This window comes from Vibrio sp. EA2, assembly GCF_033042495.1.
GTDB lineage: Bacteria > Pseudomonadota > Gammaproteobacteria > Enterobacterales > Vibrionaceae > Vibrio.
Genome location: NZ_JAWLID010000002.1, coordinates 113,611 through 129,445 on the forward strand (window position 1 = coordinate 113,611; position 15,835 = coordinate 129,445).

Annotated in this window: 14 protein-coding genes; 7 read left to right on the forward strand and 7 right to left on the reverse strand. The window is 43.8% G+C overall.

Translation table 11 applies throughout. The annotated features are described in order from the left end of the window. Nucleotides 1-3 precede the first annotated feature (3 nt). Entirely contained in the window at nucleotides 4-2,079 is a 2,076-nt protein-coding gene (gene dinG, locus RXX31_RS04865; RefSeq protein ID WP_317587979.1) for an ATP-dependent DNA helicase DinG, read from the reverse strand. Nucleotides 2,080-2,595: 516 nt separating this feature from the next. On the opposite strand from dinG, the gene RXX31_RS04870 reads away from it, so the two are divergent. Together RXX31_RS04870 and RXX31_RS04875 are read left to right on the forward strand one after the other, a co-directional pair. Continuing rightward, the gene (locus tag RXX31_RS04870) at nucleotides 2,596-3,582 is read left to right on the forward strand and encodes a porin (protein WP_317587980.1); all 987 of its coding nucleotides are present in this window, start codon (nucleotides 2,596-2,598) and stop codon (nucleotides 3,580-3,582) included. A gap of 270 nt (nucleotides 3,583-3,852) precedes the next feature. Beyond that, nucleotides 3,853-4,470, forward strand: coding sequence for a DUF2057 family protein (locus RXX31_RS04875; protein WP_317587981.1), 618 nt, complete (start codon nucleotides 3,853-3,855; stop codon nucleotides 4,468-4,470). Between the two features lie 97 nt (nucleotides 4,471-4,567). Here RXX31_RS04875 and RXX31_RS04880 read toward each other — a convergent pair whose 3' ends face one another. Continuing rightward, a complete protein-coding gene (locus RXX31_RS04880) occupies nucleotides 4,568-5,269 on the reverse strand; it encodes a pseudouridine synthase (protein ID WP_317587982.1) in 702 nt (233 codons plus the stop codon). Nucleotides 5,270-5,580: 311 nt separating this feature from the next. Between RXX31_RS04880 and RXX31_RS04885 the strand changes: the two genes are divergently transcribed. Further along, nucleotides 5,581-7,806, forward strand: coding sequence for an NADP-dependent isocitrate dehydrogenase (locus RXX31_RS04885; protein WP_317587983.1), 2,226 nt, complete (start codon nucleotides 5,581-5,583; stop codon nucleotides 7,804-7,806). A 146-nt stretch (nucleotides 7,807-7,952) separates the two neighbouring features. Here RXX31_RS04885 and cspD read toward each other — a convergent pair whose 3' ends face one another. Continuing rightward, the gene (cspD, locus tag RXX31_RS04890; protein WP_317587984.1) at nucleotides 7,953-8,171 is read right to left on the reverse strand and encodes a cold shock domain-containing protein CspD; all 219 of its coding nucleotides are present in this window, start codon (nucleotides 8,169-8,171) and stop codon (nucleotides 7,953-7,955) included. Between the two features lie 726 nt (nucleotides 8,172-8,897). Here cspD and clpS point away from each other — a divergent pair. After that, entirely contained in the window at nucleotides 8,898-9,218 is a 321-nt protein-coding gene (gene clpS / locus RXX31_RS04895; protein ID WP_014231320.1) for an ATP-dependent Clp protease adapter ClpS, read from the forward strand. Nucleotides 9,219-9,266: 48 nt separating this feature from the next. Continuing rightward, complete coding sequence (gene clpA / locus RXX31_RS04900) at nucleotides 9,267-11,537, forward strand: ATP-dependent Clp protease ATP-binding subunit ClpA (RefSeq protein ID WP_317587985.1); 2,271 nt, start codon at nucleotides 9,267-9,269, stop codon at nucleotides 11,535-11,537. 157 nt (nucleotides 11,538-11,694) lie between these two features. Here the strand turns inward: clpA and infA are convergent, their stop codons facing one another. The 3 genes from infA to aat form a co-directional block, all read right to left on the reverse strand. Then, nucleotides 11,695-11,913: a translation initiation factor IF-1 gene (gene infA, locus RXX31_RS04905; protein ID WP_006075347.1), complete on the reverse strand. Its 219-nt coding sequence runs from the start codon at nucleotides 11,911-11,913 to the stop codon at nucleotides 11,695-11,697. A gap of 82 nt (nucleotides 11,914-11,995) precedes the next feature. Beyond that, complete coding sequence (locus RXX31_RS04910) at nucleotides 11,996-12,697, reverse strand: arginyltransferase (RefSeq protein WP_317587986.1); 702 nt, start codon at nucleotides 12,695-12,697, stop codon at nucleotides 11,996-11,998. Further along, entirely contained in the window at nucleotides 12,694-13,404 is a 711-nt protein-coding gene (gene aat / locus RXX31_RS04915) for a leucyl/phenylalanyl-tRNA--protein transferase (protein ID WP_317587987.1), read from the reverse strand. Before aat ends, RXX31_RS04910 begins: the two co-directional genes overlap by 4 nt. 39 nt (nucleotides 13,405-13,443) lie before the next feature. On the opposite strand from aat, the gene RXX31_RS04920 reads away from it, so the two are divergent. Both RXX31_RS04920 and aroA read left to right on the forward strand, forming a co-directional pair. Next, entirely contained in the window at nucleotides 13,444-13,920 is a 477-nt protein-coding gene (locus RXX31_RS04920; protein WP_317587988.1) for a glycine zipper 2TM domain-containing protein, read from the forward strand. A 161-nt stretch (nucleotides 13,921-14,081) separates the two neighbouring features. Then, nucleotides 14,082-15,362: a 3-phosphoshikimate 1-carboxyvinyltransferase gene (gene aroA / locus RXX31_RS04925; RefSeq protein ID WP_317587989.1), complete on the forward strand. Its 1,281-nt coding sequence runs from the start codon at nucleotides 14,082-14,084 to the stop codon at nucleotides 15,360-15,362. Between the two features lie 75 nt (nucleotides 15,363-15,437). Here aroA and RXX31_RS04930 read toward each other — a convergent pair whose 3' ends face one another. After that, the gene (locus RXX31_RS04930; RefSeq protein ID WP_264902270.1) at nucleotides 15,438-15,686 is read right to left on the reverse strand and encodes a YciN family protein; all 249 of its coding nucleotides are present in this window, start codon (nucleotides 15,684-15,686) and stop codon (nucleotides 15,438-15,440) included. Between the last annotated feature and the right edge of the window lie 149 nt (nucleotides 15,687-15,835).

Consider the following 15,835-nt stretch of genomic DNA (forward strand, 5'->3'; position numbering starts at 1 on the left):
CTTCTAATATTCTATTTTACGTTTAAATGGTGGCAGCGAATCGATTAAGGCTTGCCCATATCGTTTTGTGACAAGGCGTCTATCTAGAATGGTTACTCTACCAGAGTCTCGCTCTTTCCGCAGTAATCGACCCACGCCCTGAATGAGCTTTTTACTGGCGTCCGGCACCGTGATCTGCATAAACGGATTCCCGCCTTTCTTTTCGATGTATTCAGAGTGTGCTTGCTCTACCGGCGAGGTTGGAACACCAAAAGGTATTTTGGTTATGATTAGGTTTTCAAGCAGTTCACCGGGTAAATCAAGTCCCTCAGAAAAGCTTCCAGTACCAAATAAAACGCTGGTTTTGTTTGATTCTATTAGCTTTTTATGTTTTTTTAGAATTTCTTGACGTGAACTTTCCCCTTGTACTTGCAATGCCCAACCTCGTTTAACAAAGTCGGTAGATAATGCCTCGGCGACTTGGTTCATCTGCCAATAAGAAGAGAATAATACCAAGTTGGCTTTTCTGTCTTCCAAGTACTTAGGCAAAATATCGATAAGATATTCAGTAAACTGTGGTGCAGGAGGCTCATATTTCATCGCAGGGATAAGCAGTTCAGCTTGATTCTGATAATCAAAAGGAGAAGCCAGGGCTAAAAATTGAGTCCCAGATTCTGCTTTGCCATCAATACCGGCTTGATGACAAAAATATTGGAACGAATTGAGTGCTCTGATGGTTGCCGATACCAATACCGCACCAATACATCGGCTCCAAATTTGCTGATCCAGCTGCCAGCCAATTTCTAACGGGGAGACGCTGACAATGAAGTCACCCTCTCGATCCGGGTGTTTTTGTAACCATCTAGCCAATGGTGCACCTTTTTCGCGTGTAGGCTCCGCCATCAGGTGCCACACTTGAGCAAGATTCTCTAAGCGCTGAATATAAAACCCCAGCTCCGCTAGTGCTGGCTCGGCTAATCTTGTTGCCAGTTCGCCATCTTTTACTCTTTCTGCAATAAGATCGGCGATTTTTGCCACACTTTGATTGGCTTTTTTGCTGGCCTGTTTCAGATCTTTAGACTGATTTTCCAGCCAGGTTGGCAATTCTCCGTGTTCAAAACGATATATGTCCTGGTCGAAGTGCGCCGGGTCAAACTGCTTTGGTAACTGGCTAAGCTCCGGTATTAACGTTTGCACGGATTCCTGTAGATCATTTCTAAACCGAGCCACGCGTTTTTCATCCGCTAACGAGGAAAATTTGCTGATCGATTGATTGAGCTTTTCTAACCACGCTGCAGCGCCTTTCAAACTCGCTGATGCAGACGCGTGATCGCGGGCCACATGCGGTAAGTGGTGAGCTTCGTCGAACACATAAATGGTGTTTTCCGGCTCAGGTAAAATTACACCACCGCCTAAGTCGGCATCGGCCATGACCAAAGAATGGTTCGCAATTATCACATCATTCTTATCTAACTCAGAACGAGCTTTCTGAAATGGGCACCCACGATGCCCTGGTAAGCTGTTATTACAACTGTGCTTGTCGCTGACTATCAGCTGCCATAGTTGGTCATCGATCGGTTTTGGCCAAGAGTCGCGGTCACCATCCCATTTGCCTTGGGCAAGTGAGCGATACATCGTCTCCAATAGATCAATGTCTTTCTTCTTAGGTTTGCTTTCAAACATGGCCAACTGGCCGCCATCGACCCCGCTCGCCGTAGCAAGTTTTTCTGCACAGCAATAACGTTGCCTACCTTTTGCCAGAATAAAAGAAAACTCTTTATCCGTTAGACGGCGATATAAAGGTAAATCCTTGTTAATAAGCTGCTCTTGTAGCGCGACAGTGGCAGTAGATATCACCACTTTGCGATTGTTGTGAACGGCGACTGGAATGGCTGCCATCAAGTAGGAGAGAGACTTACCTATACCAGTCCCTGCTTCTGCGACCAGCATGCGGTTAGATTGATGATATTGACCACAAAGTGTTTTCGCTATTTCAGCGACGAGATAGTTTTGTGCTCTTCTCGGAACAAAGTTATCGAGCTGAGCTTGCAGGTTTTGATAACTAGTGCGAATCGATTTTTGGATGTTACTGGTCAGCATACGGGCCTCAAATGCGTTGGAGGCGCATAGTAGCACACATCGCTAGCTGTAAAGTAGTTCACAAAATGGAATGCTTTTATAAGGAATGTCGATCTCCTTCACAAAAAAAGATTGAACCTTATTTAAATGAAATTAAGCTCACTTCTCTTTCTATATAAAAATCTGAAAAATGTAGTGGTTTTGGGTTTATATTCCTATTTTCTGGTTTGAAAGTGAGCAAATCATTGTGTTTATATTTATTGTTAAACGCTGGGTAAACACTAAAAAATCAAGTTTATTGTTTAGATGTTACTCGAAAAAAATATATATAAAACAGCAAGATGCTGAAATGTAAGGTTTTTTTGTTTTTTTTACATTTGAGTTTATAAAATTTGACAGGCAGAACAATCTTTTGCACTCTAGGCTCAGATTTTTGGAAAGCGTTGCGTAACAGTTAGTTAACGAAAGCGCTCAAAAACATAAAAAAAGGGAACCGGAAAAGGATATCCCAAACTAAGAAAAGGCAGTGGATTAATTATGAAAAAGACTCTTTTAGCATTAGCAGTTGCAACTGTATCTACTTCTGCTCTAGCAGCAGGTAACATCTACGATGACGGCACTACAGCGTTCAACGTTAAAGGTGAGATTGATACTTACCTAAGCACTCGTAAAAACGAAGTTAACGGACAAGAAGTTGCTAAAAACGAGGCAGACATCGACCTATGGGCTAAAATCCAAATTGATGCTACACACAAACTAAACGACGATGTTTCACTATTCGGTTCATTCGAAGTAGAAAACGGCGGCGGTTTTGGTTACAACGATAGCGGCGAAAACGAAGTTAAAACTGATGACCTTTACTTCGGTGCGTACATCGGTCAAAACTGGGGTGTAGCTGTAGGTGAAGTAGGTGACTTTGGTGACTCTCTAGACGCAATCACTATCGATAACACTAACGAAGGTTACGGCTTCGCAGATGATTTACTAGAGGAAGGTCTTGAAAGTGGTGGTCACGGTATTTCTGTGAAGGGTGATTTCGATCAACTGGTTGTTATTGCTGACGCTTACCTAGACGACAATGAAGACAACGACGTTGGTTACGGTGTTTCTGCTCAGTACGCATTCAACGACATGTTCACTGTAGGTGCTTCTTATCAAGATCAAGGTACTCGCACGTACGATTACGGTGAATTGGAATACGATATCCTAGGTGTTGCAGCACGCTTCAATGTTGATAACTTTGCAGCGGCAGTTCAGTACATCACTTCAGAAGCTAACGATACTGACATCGACAACATTGGTGCAGCACTGTCTTACCAAATCCAAGATGCTCGTCTATACACTTCATTCGGCTTCACTGATATTGACAGCGATGACGATGCTAATTACTACACTGTAGGTGCTGACTACGCATTCTCAAGCAACGTATTAGCGTTCGTAGAATACTCTGCTGTTGAGTTTGATGTTGCTGACGTTAAAGACGAAGATGAACTAGTACTTGCTGGTGTTTACTACACTTTCTAAGTTTTGTGTTTGTCTAAACTAATATTGAAAAGGTCGCATTTATGCGGCCTTTTTCTTTTACTCAATTCTAATACTCTGTCTTGCAAAATGTATTTGAGTACAATTTCGAGTCGGCAATAGCTGGTTGGGAGTTTGTACCGAGTGTTTTTGCTGTTATTCTCACAAGGATATAAAAGTAGTGCCCTCGTTTTACTAGTCTGCGGGCGGGCAGTACTTAGGGTTGAACATTAATCCAACGACTTGACGTTAATGATTTTAAAGGTTTTAAAAATGAATCTGAATATTTGGACTACAGCATTCGCACTTTCGGTTGTTGCAACAACGGCGAGTGCTGAGAATGAAACACTAACAACATTTCAAGCTGAACAAGGCGTTGAAGTACTGTTTATAAACAGTACTGATGCGGATGATTTGACGTCACCATTTAAGCTACCTGCAGGCAGTAACCAATTGGTAATCCGAGTTGACAAAGCCATTGGCCGTGGCGATAAACGCACTCAAATTAAATCTGCGCCTTACATTCTCAATGTAGAGGTTGGTGCTGGGTCGCTTTATATTGACTCTCCGAGCTTTAAAGATGCTCGTGACGCAGAAAAACTCTTCTCAAATGAGCAGTTAGATTGGAACGTAACACTGAATGATCAAGCCATTGATTATACGCAATACAAAATGCCAGGTAACAAAGGTATGTTCCCTTATGCGAATCTTGATCAACAGCTAGCGAAATACAATCTTGCTAATGGCGTACAGGTTACTAATGCGACAATAGCAGAGACATCTGTTAGTCGTAGCGTAGACAGTCCTGAGCTCAATCAAGCAAAAAATGTTTATCTACAGCTGTCAGATAGCGATCGCACTGCATTCCTTAAATGGTTATCTGAGGAATAAGTCTTTGTGAGGGGGGATAGGGTCCTCCCGCTCTTGTAATGTCGCTTGCTACCCTGACCGCTGTATTTATGTTTATTGCAGGCGATAATAACAGTCCTTATACCTCGACCTCTCGCCACTCCCCTGGCTGAAGATCGCCTAGCTCGATACTTCCCATTGAAAAACGCACTAAGCGCAGAGTAGGGAAGCCGATATGCGCGGTCATGCGTCTCACCTGACGGTTTCTTCCCTCAATGATGGTTATCGCTAACCACGTGGTAGGGATATTGGCACGAAAACGCACAGGTGGCGTTCTGTCCCATATCTCGGGCGCATCCATTACCTCAACTTTAGCTGGCAGTGTCATTCCGTCCTTCAGCTCAACACCTTTACGCAATTGATCAAGATCGGATGGTTGTGGTGCTCCGTCTACTTGCACCCAGTATGTCTTTGGGGATTTAGACTTTGGCTGAGTCAGCTTTGCTTGCAAAATACCATCATTAGTAAGCACCATCAGCCCTTCACTATCGCGATCCAGCCGGCCTGCGGCGTAGACATCTTTCACCGGAATGTAATCGGCAAGCGTTTTTCGCCCGTCACCGTCAGTGAACTGACTCAGCGTGTCATAAGGTTTGTTAAAGATAATGACTTTACGGTCTTTAGGATCGACTGGTGGTTTCTTATTTTGCGCGACACGGCTAGGGCGGCGTCTATTCTTCGTATGTTCGTGAGCACGATTGGCGGTACCAGACCGTTTTAATTGTCCCGCTTTAGATTGATGATTACGACGACCTTTTTCAGAACCTGTGCGAGATGACATGTTAACTACCCTGCAAAAATGTAAATGAACTGTGTTTGAAAGTTTCAACTTTTCTTATGATCGGATATCATTTGCGCGCCTAAATTTAATAAACGCGCACAGAATGATAGACTAATTCGTGTTAATTGTTTAATTATATCAGTGCACTCATGGATTCAGAGCCATGCGCTTCAAACTATAACAAAGGGTGCACACCGCATGTTGCGTTATCGAGTCGAATCGTACTTCTCATGCGCGGCAGTGCGTAAAAGAAACCAACTCAGAACTTGAGTTGATCAACCAACAAGTTGATTAAAAAATAGGGAAATTTCATGCCTACAGAAAAGCCTACAATTATCTACACCATCACTGATGAAGCACCGGCGCTAGCAACTTATTCACTACTACCAATTATCCAATCGTTTACTGCATCGTCTGGCATCAATGTAGATACTCGTGATATTTCACTAGCAGGTCGAATTATTGCTAACTTCCCAGAGCATTTGAAAGAAGAGCAACGTATTGGCGATGCGTTGACAGAGCTTGGTAACTTAGCGCAGACACCAGAAGCGAACATCATTAAGCTGCCAAACATTTCTGCATCTATCCCACAACTACGAGCGGCGATTAAAGAGCTTCAAGGCAAAGGATACGATCTACCGAACTACCCTGATGAGCCGGCGACTTATGAAGAAGAAGCGATTAAAGCGGCTTACGACAAGATTAAGGGTAGTGCAGTAAACCCAGTTCTACGTGAAGGTAACTCTGACCGTCGTGCGCCGCTTTCTGTTAAGAACTATGCAAAGAAAAACCCGCATTCAATGGGTGCATGGTCTGCAGATTCAAAATCACATGTGTCTAGCATGTCTGATAATGACTTCTTTGGCAGTGAAAAATCGACCACGGTTTCAGGTGCAACAGACGTAAAAATCGAATTTGTTGCTGCTGACGGCTCGGTTAAAGAACTTAAAGCAGCGTTCCCTCTACTTGATAAAGAGGTGATCGATAGCTCAGTAATGAAGAAGAAAGCACTGGTTGAGTTCTTCGAAAACGAAATAGCTGAAGCAAAAGCACAAGACGTATTGCTGTCTCTACACATGAAAGCGACCATGATGAAGGTTTCTGACCCTGTTATCTTTGGTCATGCAGTAAAAGTGTACTACAAAGACGTATTTGCTAAATACGGCAAGTTGTTTGAAGAACTTGGTGTTGATGTCAATAACGGTATCGGTGACGTTTACTCGAAAATTGAATCACTACCAGCAGCACAAAAAGAAGAGATTGAAGCGGCAATTCAAGCGGTTTACCAAACTCAGCCTGAGCTAGCGATGGTAGACTCTGACCGTGGTATTACAAACCTTCATGTACCAAGCGACATCATTGTTGATGCATCTATGCCAGCAATGCTTCGTTCTTCTGGTCAAATGTGGGGACCTGACGGTAAGCAGAAAGATACTAAAGCACTGATCCCAGATCGTAGCTACGCAGGTATTTATCAGGCTGTTATCGACTTCTGTAAAGAAAACGGTGCATTTGATCCAACAACAATGGGCAGCGTACCAAACGTTGGTCTAATGGCTCAAAAAGCGGAAGAGTACGGCTCTCACGATAAGACGTTTATCCTAGATGCAGCAGGTACAGTTCGTGTTGTTGATACAGCAGGTCAGGTTCTACTTGAGCAAGCAGTAGAAGAAGGCGACATCTTCCGTATGTGTCAGGTGAAAGATGCGCCAATCCAAGACTGGGTGAAGCTAGCGGTGACTCGTGCTCGCGCAACAGGCGTTCCAGCCGTGTTCTGGTTGGATGAAAACCGTGCACACGATGCAGAGCTGATTAAGAAGGTTAATGCATACCTACCAGATCACGATACTGATGGTCTGGAAATTAAGATCCTATCGCCAGTAGACGCTTGTCTGTACTCACTTGAGCGCATTAAAGAGGGTCTGGACACCATTTCAGTAACCGGTAACGTATTACGTGACTACCTAACTGACTTGTTCCCAATTCTTGAGCTAGGTACGTCAGCTAAGATGCTATCTATCGTTCCACTAATGAACGGTGGTGGCCTATTTGAAACGGGTGCGGGTGGTTCAGCTCCGAAACACGTTCAACAAGTTGAAAAAGAAAACCATCTTCGTTGGGACTCTCTCGGTGAGTTCTTGGCGCTAGCTGCATCACTAGAGCACCTAAGCGTCGCTGCAGGTAATGCTAAGGCTCAAGTCTTGGCTGATACGTTGGATAAAGCGACAGGTGAATTCCTGGATAACAACAAGTCACCATCACGTAAAGTTGGTGAGTTGGATAACCGTGGTAGCCACTATTACTTAGCTTCTTACTGGGCAAAAGCCTTGGCTGAGCAAACTGCAGATGCTGATCTTGCTGCTGAATTTGCACCAATTGCCAAAGCCTTGTCAGAACAAGAAGAAGCGATTGTCGCTGAGCTTAACAATGCACAAGGTGTGAAGGGTGAACTAGGTGGTTACTACCTATTTGATGACTCTCTAACTTCTAAGCTGATGCGTCCAAGCACAACGCTTAACTCAATTATCGATAAGTAATCGCAACGACACACACCGTGCGCGGTGTGTTGTTCAGATAATAATAAACCCGCTGACTTGGCGGGTTTATTTTCTCTGCGCAACGATAGATTAAAGGTTGTGTCTTAATCCATTATCACGAGAGCAATGGTTTTTCTACAGCGCTCTTATTTAGCTTGGTCTTCAATTGGCACTACGCTACTTGCGTGACTGCCTTTCGGACCTTTTTCGATCTCGTATGAGACTTGTTGGCCTGCTTTCAGTGTACGATAACCGTCCATCTGGATAGTTGAGTAGTGGGCAAAGATATCTCCTTCTTCTTCGTCAGAACAGATAAACCCAAATCCTTTGGCATTGTTAAACCACTTTACTGTACCTGTAGCCATGCTGTTACATCCCTCATGCATTTTTTACTGATGTTGTTACTACTATCAAGTTATACCTTTAACTTGAAACTACTATTAACGACTGCTGACAAACGTGTTTCAATTCGTTCATCTCGTCAATGTTAAATCCTACACCGCGAAATTAAATCATAGCTTCGCAGAGATGATGATTTATGCATCAACACTTTCCACTGTAGTCAATCAGTCCACACAGTCAATAGTGTATTGCAACAAACGGAAACATTATTGAAAACAAATCACTTTTGAGGTTAACAATTTTGCAAAGACTTTCCTGGCTATACGCTGATGTTCAGATGTTTTAGCTGCAAACGGATAAGTTGGAAAATAGCCATACTATTTGTGTATGTTAAGTTAGTGAAATCCTCTGATTGAATAAAAAATGAAGTTTTCGTGATAAATATCGTCTTATAAACTCGGAAATGTGATCTCAATCTTGCGAGGCTTGGTATCGGTTTCATTACTCCCAGGGCATAAACAGCGAGAACTGGTGGGGAGTTTTTTTGAGTAAAAGTCCGTTGCGTATTGAGAAGCATCTTTTATTTGCACCCCTGCAAGAGGTGCATTAGTCTCTATATAGGTAGTAACTTTTATCGATCAAAGTTCTATTTCGGTGTCACTTCTCACTACACCGCGCTGCATGCTTGTGGTAGATTGTTTTTATAGGTCGAAAACATCAACCCTTTGATACGATAACTTTAAATTGCCATGAGTAAAAATTTTGAATGGGTCACTCCGGACTCTGATCTTCTGGAGCGAGAAAGTACAAAAATTCAGCCACCTAAGCTGTATAACGTTGTACTCAACAATGATGACTATACACCTATGGATTTCGTCATAGAGGTACTTGAGCGATTCTTTTCTCATGATATAGATCGAGCGACTCAAATAATGCTCAAGGTTCACTATGAAGGAAAGGCAGTTTGTGGGACATACAGCGCAGAAATTGCCGAGACAAAAGTAGCGCAAGTTACGATGTACGCAAGGGAAAATGAACATCCGTTGCTTTGCACTATGGAGCAAGCGTAAAAAGAAGACTTGCTCGAACAACCCCAGTTGTTTTTTCGGGAGGTACTTATGCTAAACAAAGAACTAGAGTCAAGCCTTAACAGTGCATTTGCTCGTGCGCGAGACAAACGTCACGAGTTTATGACTGTCGAACACCTCCTACTTGCATTGTTGGAAAATGATGCAGCTAAGGAAGCCCTTCTAGCCTGCAAAGCGGATCTTGACGCTTTGCGTAACGAACTCGATATATTCATCGATCAAACAACGCCTCTCATTCCAGAAAGTGATGAGACGCGTGAAACCCAGCCGACTTTAAGTTTCCAACGCGTCCTGCAACGTGCAGTGTTTCATGTTCAGTCGTCGGGTCGAAATGAAGTGACAGGTGCAAACGTACTTGTTGCGATCTTTAGTGAGCAGGAATCTCACGCAGCTTACCTCCTCAAAAAAAATGATATCTCCCGTTTAGACATCGTTAATTTTATCTCCCATGGCATTACTAAAGCGTCTGGCGCGAGTGAAGATCCATCTTCACCAGATACCTTCAGTTCAGATAGTACGGATGATGCGAACTCAGAAGAGCGCCTGGAGAGTTTTGCTACCAACTTAAACCAAGTGGCTAAAGCGGGAAATATTGATCCGCTAATTGGCCGAGACAAAGAGCTGGAGCGCACTATTCAAGTGCTCTGCCGTCGCCGTAAAAACAACCCGTTGCTTGTCGGTGAAGCTGGCGTGGGTAAAACGGCAATCGCAGAAGGCCTGGCGTGGCGAATTGTTGAAGGACAGGTGCCTGAAGTTATTGAAAACAGCGTCATCTACTCTTTAGACATTGGTTCTTTGCTTGCTGGTACCAAATACCGTGGCGACTTTGAGAAGCGTTTCAAAACCATATTGAAACAACTCGAAAAAGAAGAGGACGCGATTTTATTCATTGATGAGATTCATACTATTATCGGTGCTGGTGCTGCGTCTGGTGGACAAGTTGATGCGGCAAACTTAATTAAACCTCTGTTAAGCAGTGGTAAGCTTCGCTGTATTGGTTCTACCACTTACCAAGAGTACAGCAACATTTTTGAGAAAGAGCGTGCGCTGTCTCGTCGCTTCCAAAAAATCGATATAGTTGAGCCATCACTTGATGATACAACCAAGATCTTGATGGGCCTCAAGCCGAAATACGAAGCGCATCACGCGGTTCGTTACACTAATAAAGCGCTGCGTGCGGCTGTAGAGTTATCGGCTAAGTACATCAATGAGCGTCATTTGCCTGATAAAGCCATCGACGTTATTGATGAAGCAGGGGCATGCAGCCGCCTGGCTCCAGCAAGCCGACGTAAGAAAACGGTCGGCGTGGCGGACATTGAAGCCATGGTTGCGAAAATGGCTCGAATTCCAGAGAAGTCAGTATCCTCTTCGGATAAAGATATTCTGAAGAATCTGGACAGCAAGATGAAAATGCTGGTGTTCGGACAAGACAATGCTATCGATGCGCTATCAGAAGCGATTAAGCTGACTCGCGCGGGTTTAGGTGTTGATAACAAACCGGTAGGCTCATTCTTGTTTGCTGGCCCAACCGGTGTGGGTAAGACGGAGGTTACGGTTCAGCTATCTAAATTACTTGGTATTGAGCTGCTGCGTTTTGATATGTCGGAATACGGCGAACGTCATTCAGTGAGTCGTTTAATCGGTGCGCCACCGGGATATGTTGGTTATGACCAAGGTGGTTTGCTTACCGATGCCGTTATCAAACATCCACACTCAGTGGTTCTGTTGGATGAGATTGAAAAAGCGCATCCAGACATCTTCAACTTGTTACTCCAAGTGATGGACAACGGTACGCTAACAGATAATAACGGTCGTAAAGCAGATTTCCGCAATGTGATCCTGGTAATGACCACCAACGCGGGCGTTGCGGAAACCGAGAAAAAATCGATTGGCTTGATTCAGCAAGATAACAGCTTTGATGCGATGGCGGAAATTAAGAAAGTGTTTACGCCGGAGTTCCGTAACCGTCTTGATAATATCATCTGGTTTAACAGCTTGGATGAGCGCGTTATCCATCAAGTTGTCGACAAGTTCATTGTTGAACTTCAAGTACAGCTGGATGCTCGTGGTGTGTCGATGGAAGTCTCTCAAGACGCACGTCACTGGCTGGCAAACAAAGGTTACGACAAAGCGATGGGTGCTCGTCCAATGGGACGCGTTATTCAAGAGCAGCTTAAAAAGCCTCTGGCCAACGAGCTACTGTTCGGTTCATTGGTTAACGGTGGTACCGTTAAAGTGACGCTGGTAAACGATGTGCTAGAGTTTGAGTATCTGAACGAGAAAGAAGCAGCAATGCATTAATTTCCGACTTCAGTAGATAAATAAAAGGATGCATTTGCATCCTTTTTTGTTTAAAGCAGCAGAAGTATACGCGATAAACTTGTTGACCGATTTCTGATCACAAATAAAAAACGGAGCCCTAAAGCTCCGTTTCTTATTTGTATTCGAAAATCAGAGATTAACGAGCACGGAAGACGATGCGACCTTTAGTTAGGTCGTATGGAGTCATCTCTACAGTTACTTTGTCACCCGTAAGGATACGGATGTAGTTCTTACGCATTTTGCCAGAGATATGCGCAGTCACAACGTGACCGTTTTCAAGTTCAACACGGAACATAGTGTTTGGTAGAGTGTCAAGGACAGTGCCTTGCATCTCAATTACGTCTTCTTTAGCCATTTAATCCTCTTTAGAAATTAGGCAAATTTTAGCGGGCTTTATTTTGCCGCTAAATAGTAATTATGTAAAGTTGGAGCGTATTCTACCCTTGCCAACGCTGATTTACTAGCCTTTGGTGGCGTTGAAAACGTGTTTTATAGTTCATTGCTGGACATTCATCAATCTGATAGCCCAGGTATAGCCATTGTTGGTTGTTTTCTCGGCAGTATTTTATTTGATAAAGAACCGCTAATGTACCAAGCGATAGCGGGTAATCAGGATCAAAAAAGGTATAAAACGCACTGGAACAATGAGGCATCACATCGGTGACGCCGATGGCAACTAATTGTTCTGATTCATCATAGACATGCAAAAATAGAGTGGTAAGCCAGTTGGTTTGTGCAAAGCGAGCAAACTCATCACGTTTTGGCGGGTACATGGTCCCACTTTTATGCCGTTTGCAAATGTAGCGACTGTAGAGCTCAAACCACTCTGGGTCCATTTGGGGTTTCATTTCCCAGCGCAAACCTTGCCCTTTGTTAAGCAGTCGTTTTTGGCTTTTGGAGAGGACGAAATCTTTAATCGCAACCCGTATTGGTTGGCAGGCATTGCAGTGCTCACAGTGTGGTTTGTATATCGTATCACCACTGCGACGAAAGCCATTGGCCATCAGCAGTTGATAGTTTTCTTCTGTATGTAAGCTGTCATCCAGAGCGACCGCAACACGCTCTTGTCGCTCTGGCAGATAGCTACAAGGGTGATTGTTGGTTAATCCAATACGAATGTGTTGTAGATCTGTGCTCATGATATTGAATTCCGCAGAGCTTGTGGCTCAAAAGTGTCTGAAGACATTTGCTTTTCTCTTAAAGATAGTAGCTTTTGCATAAACTCGTCCCGTTCAAGTTCAAATGCGCCCAGTGATGCTAAATGAGGGTTCATGACCTGACAGTCGATCAATTGACCTTGGTTTGATTTGAGATGTTCACACAAATACCACAAAGCAATTTTTGATGCGTTATCCTTTAAGCTAAACATAGATTCACCGCAAAAAAGTTGGCCAATACTCAACCCGTATAAGCCTCCAATTAAATCACCGTCATGCCATACTTCTACTGAGTGACAATGACCGAGCTCCGCTAGCTTTATGTAAGCGGCCTGCATGTCTTCGTTGAGCCATGTTTCGCTTTCGGGGCGGGTTGATGAGCAGAGCTGAATCACCTTCTTTGTAGCTTGGTTGAGGGTGACTTGATAATTGTTGTTGCGCTGAAACTTTCTGAGACTTTTGGATGGTTTAAAAGTCAAAGGATCAAAAACGGCGCGAGGGGAAGGGCTCCACCAGAGTATTGGTTCACCTGGCCCGTACCAAGGGAAAATCCCCTGATGATAGCCTTGAAGTATTCTCATCGGGTCCAAGTCGCCACCAAAAGCCAGTAGCCCGTTAGGTTCACTCAGTGCTTTATAAGGGGAGGGAAAGGAGAACGTTTTATCAAGTTCAGTTAAATAAATTGCCATAAAAATTCATTACCAACATTTGAACCAGAGGAGTTTATGATGACGCGAATACGAAACCGAGCGACTGTGTGGTGTTGGATCATACTGCTTTTACCATTTTTCGCCAATGCAGCTTATGAGAGAAATGTAGCAAAGCCCGTCAATAAAGTGGTTTATGGAAAAGTGGACTCTGTTCGTTATATCACGCAGCAAGAGGTTGTTAAATCGAAAAGTAATGGTTGGAAAACATTGCTAGGAGCAACGATCGGTGGATTGGTCGGAAACCAGTTTGGTGGAGGAACAGGTAAGGAAGTGGCAACCGCCGTTGGTGCGCTTACCGGCGCTGCTGTGGCACAAAATCAAACGACCGAGCAATATACGGTTGAATCCCAGCTGGTTGAATTGTTGATAAAGGTCGATGGCGACAAACTTATTAATGTCATTCAGGACGTCGACAAACGTATGTTATTCAGCCGCGGCGATGAGGTTCGTATCTTATATTTTGATGATGGTGTGCGGGTAGATATGGTCTATTAGGCGCGTGTTTTCAGGCAAATAGATACGCTGACTAATTATTCATAAATTAGCGTAGATTTGCTCTGGTTTTGTAATGATTTTTTGGTTAGTCTGAATCCACGAAGAATTGTTCAGCTCTCGATAAACCGTGAACTGAGAGCACAAAGGATTATCAACTTTCAATGGAAAGCCTAACGTTACAACCAATCAATAAAATCCAAGGGGAAGTTAACCTTCCAGGATCAAAAAGTGTCTCTAACCGAGCTCTTTTGCTGGCCGCTTTAGCAAAAGGTACGACTCGTCTGACCAACCTTCTTGATAGTGACGACATCCGTCATATGCTTAATGCGCTTAGCACGCTTGGTGTTCAATATCAGTTGTCTGAAGACAAAACCGAGTGCGTTGTTGAGGGGCTTGGCCAACCATTCTCAGTGTCAGAGCCTGTAGAGCTGTTTTTAGGTAATGCTGGCACGGCAATGCGCCCACTCGCGGCTGCGCTTTGTCTTGGTAAAGGTGAATATATTTTGACCGGTGAACCTCGTATGAAAGAGCGTCCAATTGGTCACCTCGTTACCGCATTACAAGACGCTGGTGCAGACATCGAATACCTCGAAAACGAAAACTACCCGCCATTGAAAATTGTGGGTACGGGATTGAAGTCGGGCACGGTATCTATTGATGGTTCCATTTCGAGTCAATTTTTAACCGCTTTTCTAATGTCAGCACCACTTGCTGAAGGCGAAGTGCGTATCAATATCGAAGGAGACTTAGTATCCAAGCCGTATATTGATATCACGCTGCATATTATGAAGCAGTTTGGCGTTAATGTGATTAACAACGATTACCAAGAGTTTGTTATTCCTGCTGGACAACATTATATTGCGCCTGGTGATTTTCTAGTCGAAGGTGACGCCTCTTCAGCGTCTTACTTCTTGGCTGCTGCGGCGATTAAAGGTGGCGAAGTTAAGGTAACCGGTATTGGTAAAAACAGTATTCAGGGCGACATTCAATTTGCCGATGCACTAGAGAAAATGGGTGCAGAAATTGAGTGGGGCGATGATTATGTGATTGCTCGTGCAGGTCAGTTGAAGGGGATTGATATGGATTACAACCATATCCCTGATGCCGCAATGACGATTGCAACCACGGCTCTGTTTGCAGAAGGCACCACAGCCATTCGCAATGTATATAACTGGCGCGTAAAAGAAACGGATCGTTTAAGTGCGATGGCGACTGAGCTTCGTAAAGTAGGGGCAGAAGTGGAAGAGGGTGAGGATTACATCATTGTTAAGCCTGTTCCTCAGCTCAAACATGCCGCGATTGACACCTATGACGACCATCGTATGGCGATGTGTTTTTCACTAGTGGCGTTGAGCGATACTCCTGTAACGATTAACGATCCGAAGTGTACCTCGAAGACGTTCCCTGACTACTTTGACAAGCTTAAGTCGCTGAGTTGTTAGGTCTCTAGGTCTAAATACTAACAAAAACCAGAGCCAATTCCGCTCTGGTTTTTTTAGGTCAGTCATTCTTTTTGACTATTTATTGAGGGTAAACTCTTTTGAAAGATGATGCGCCAGGTACTTAAACATGTTGAAAACCGCCGTCGTATTTGCCGTTGGTAACCCTTTCTCATCAAGAAAGTATTCACCTTTAAACACCAGAACGTCGTCTTTTTCTTCCACACTAGTTGCGCGCATACCTTCAATATAATCATCGTGTTCTTGGATGATCTGGTTAGCGATTAAAAGAAGATCAAATTCTTCAATAAACTTTCTATCAGACATAACGTTCCCGTCATTCATAACAACCTTAGATTCGAGAAGTATACCCATAATTAACAGGGGATTATACCCAATTGAATGCAATTAAAGGTTACTCGATTGATGTTTGGGCTTCATTGTCGCAGCCTAGGGTTGCATGTACGCAAGGAAGA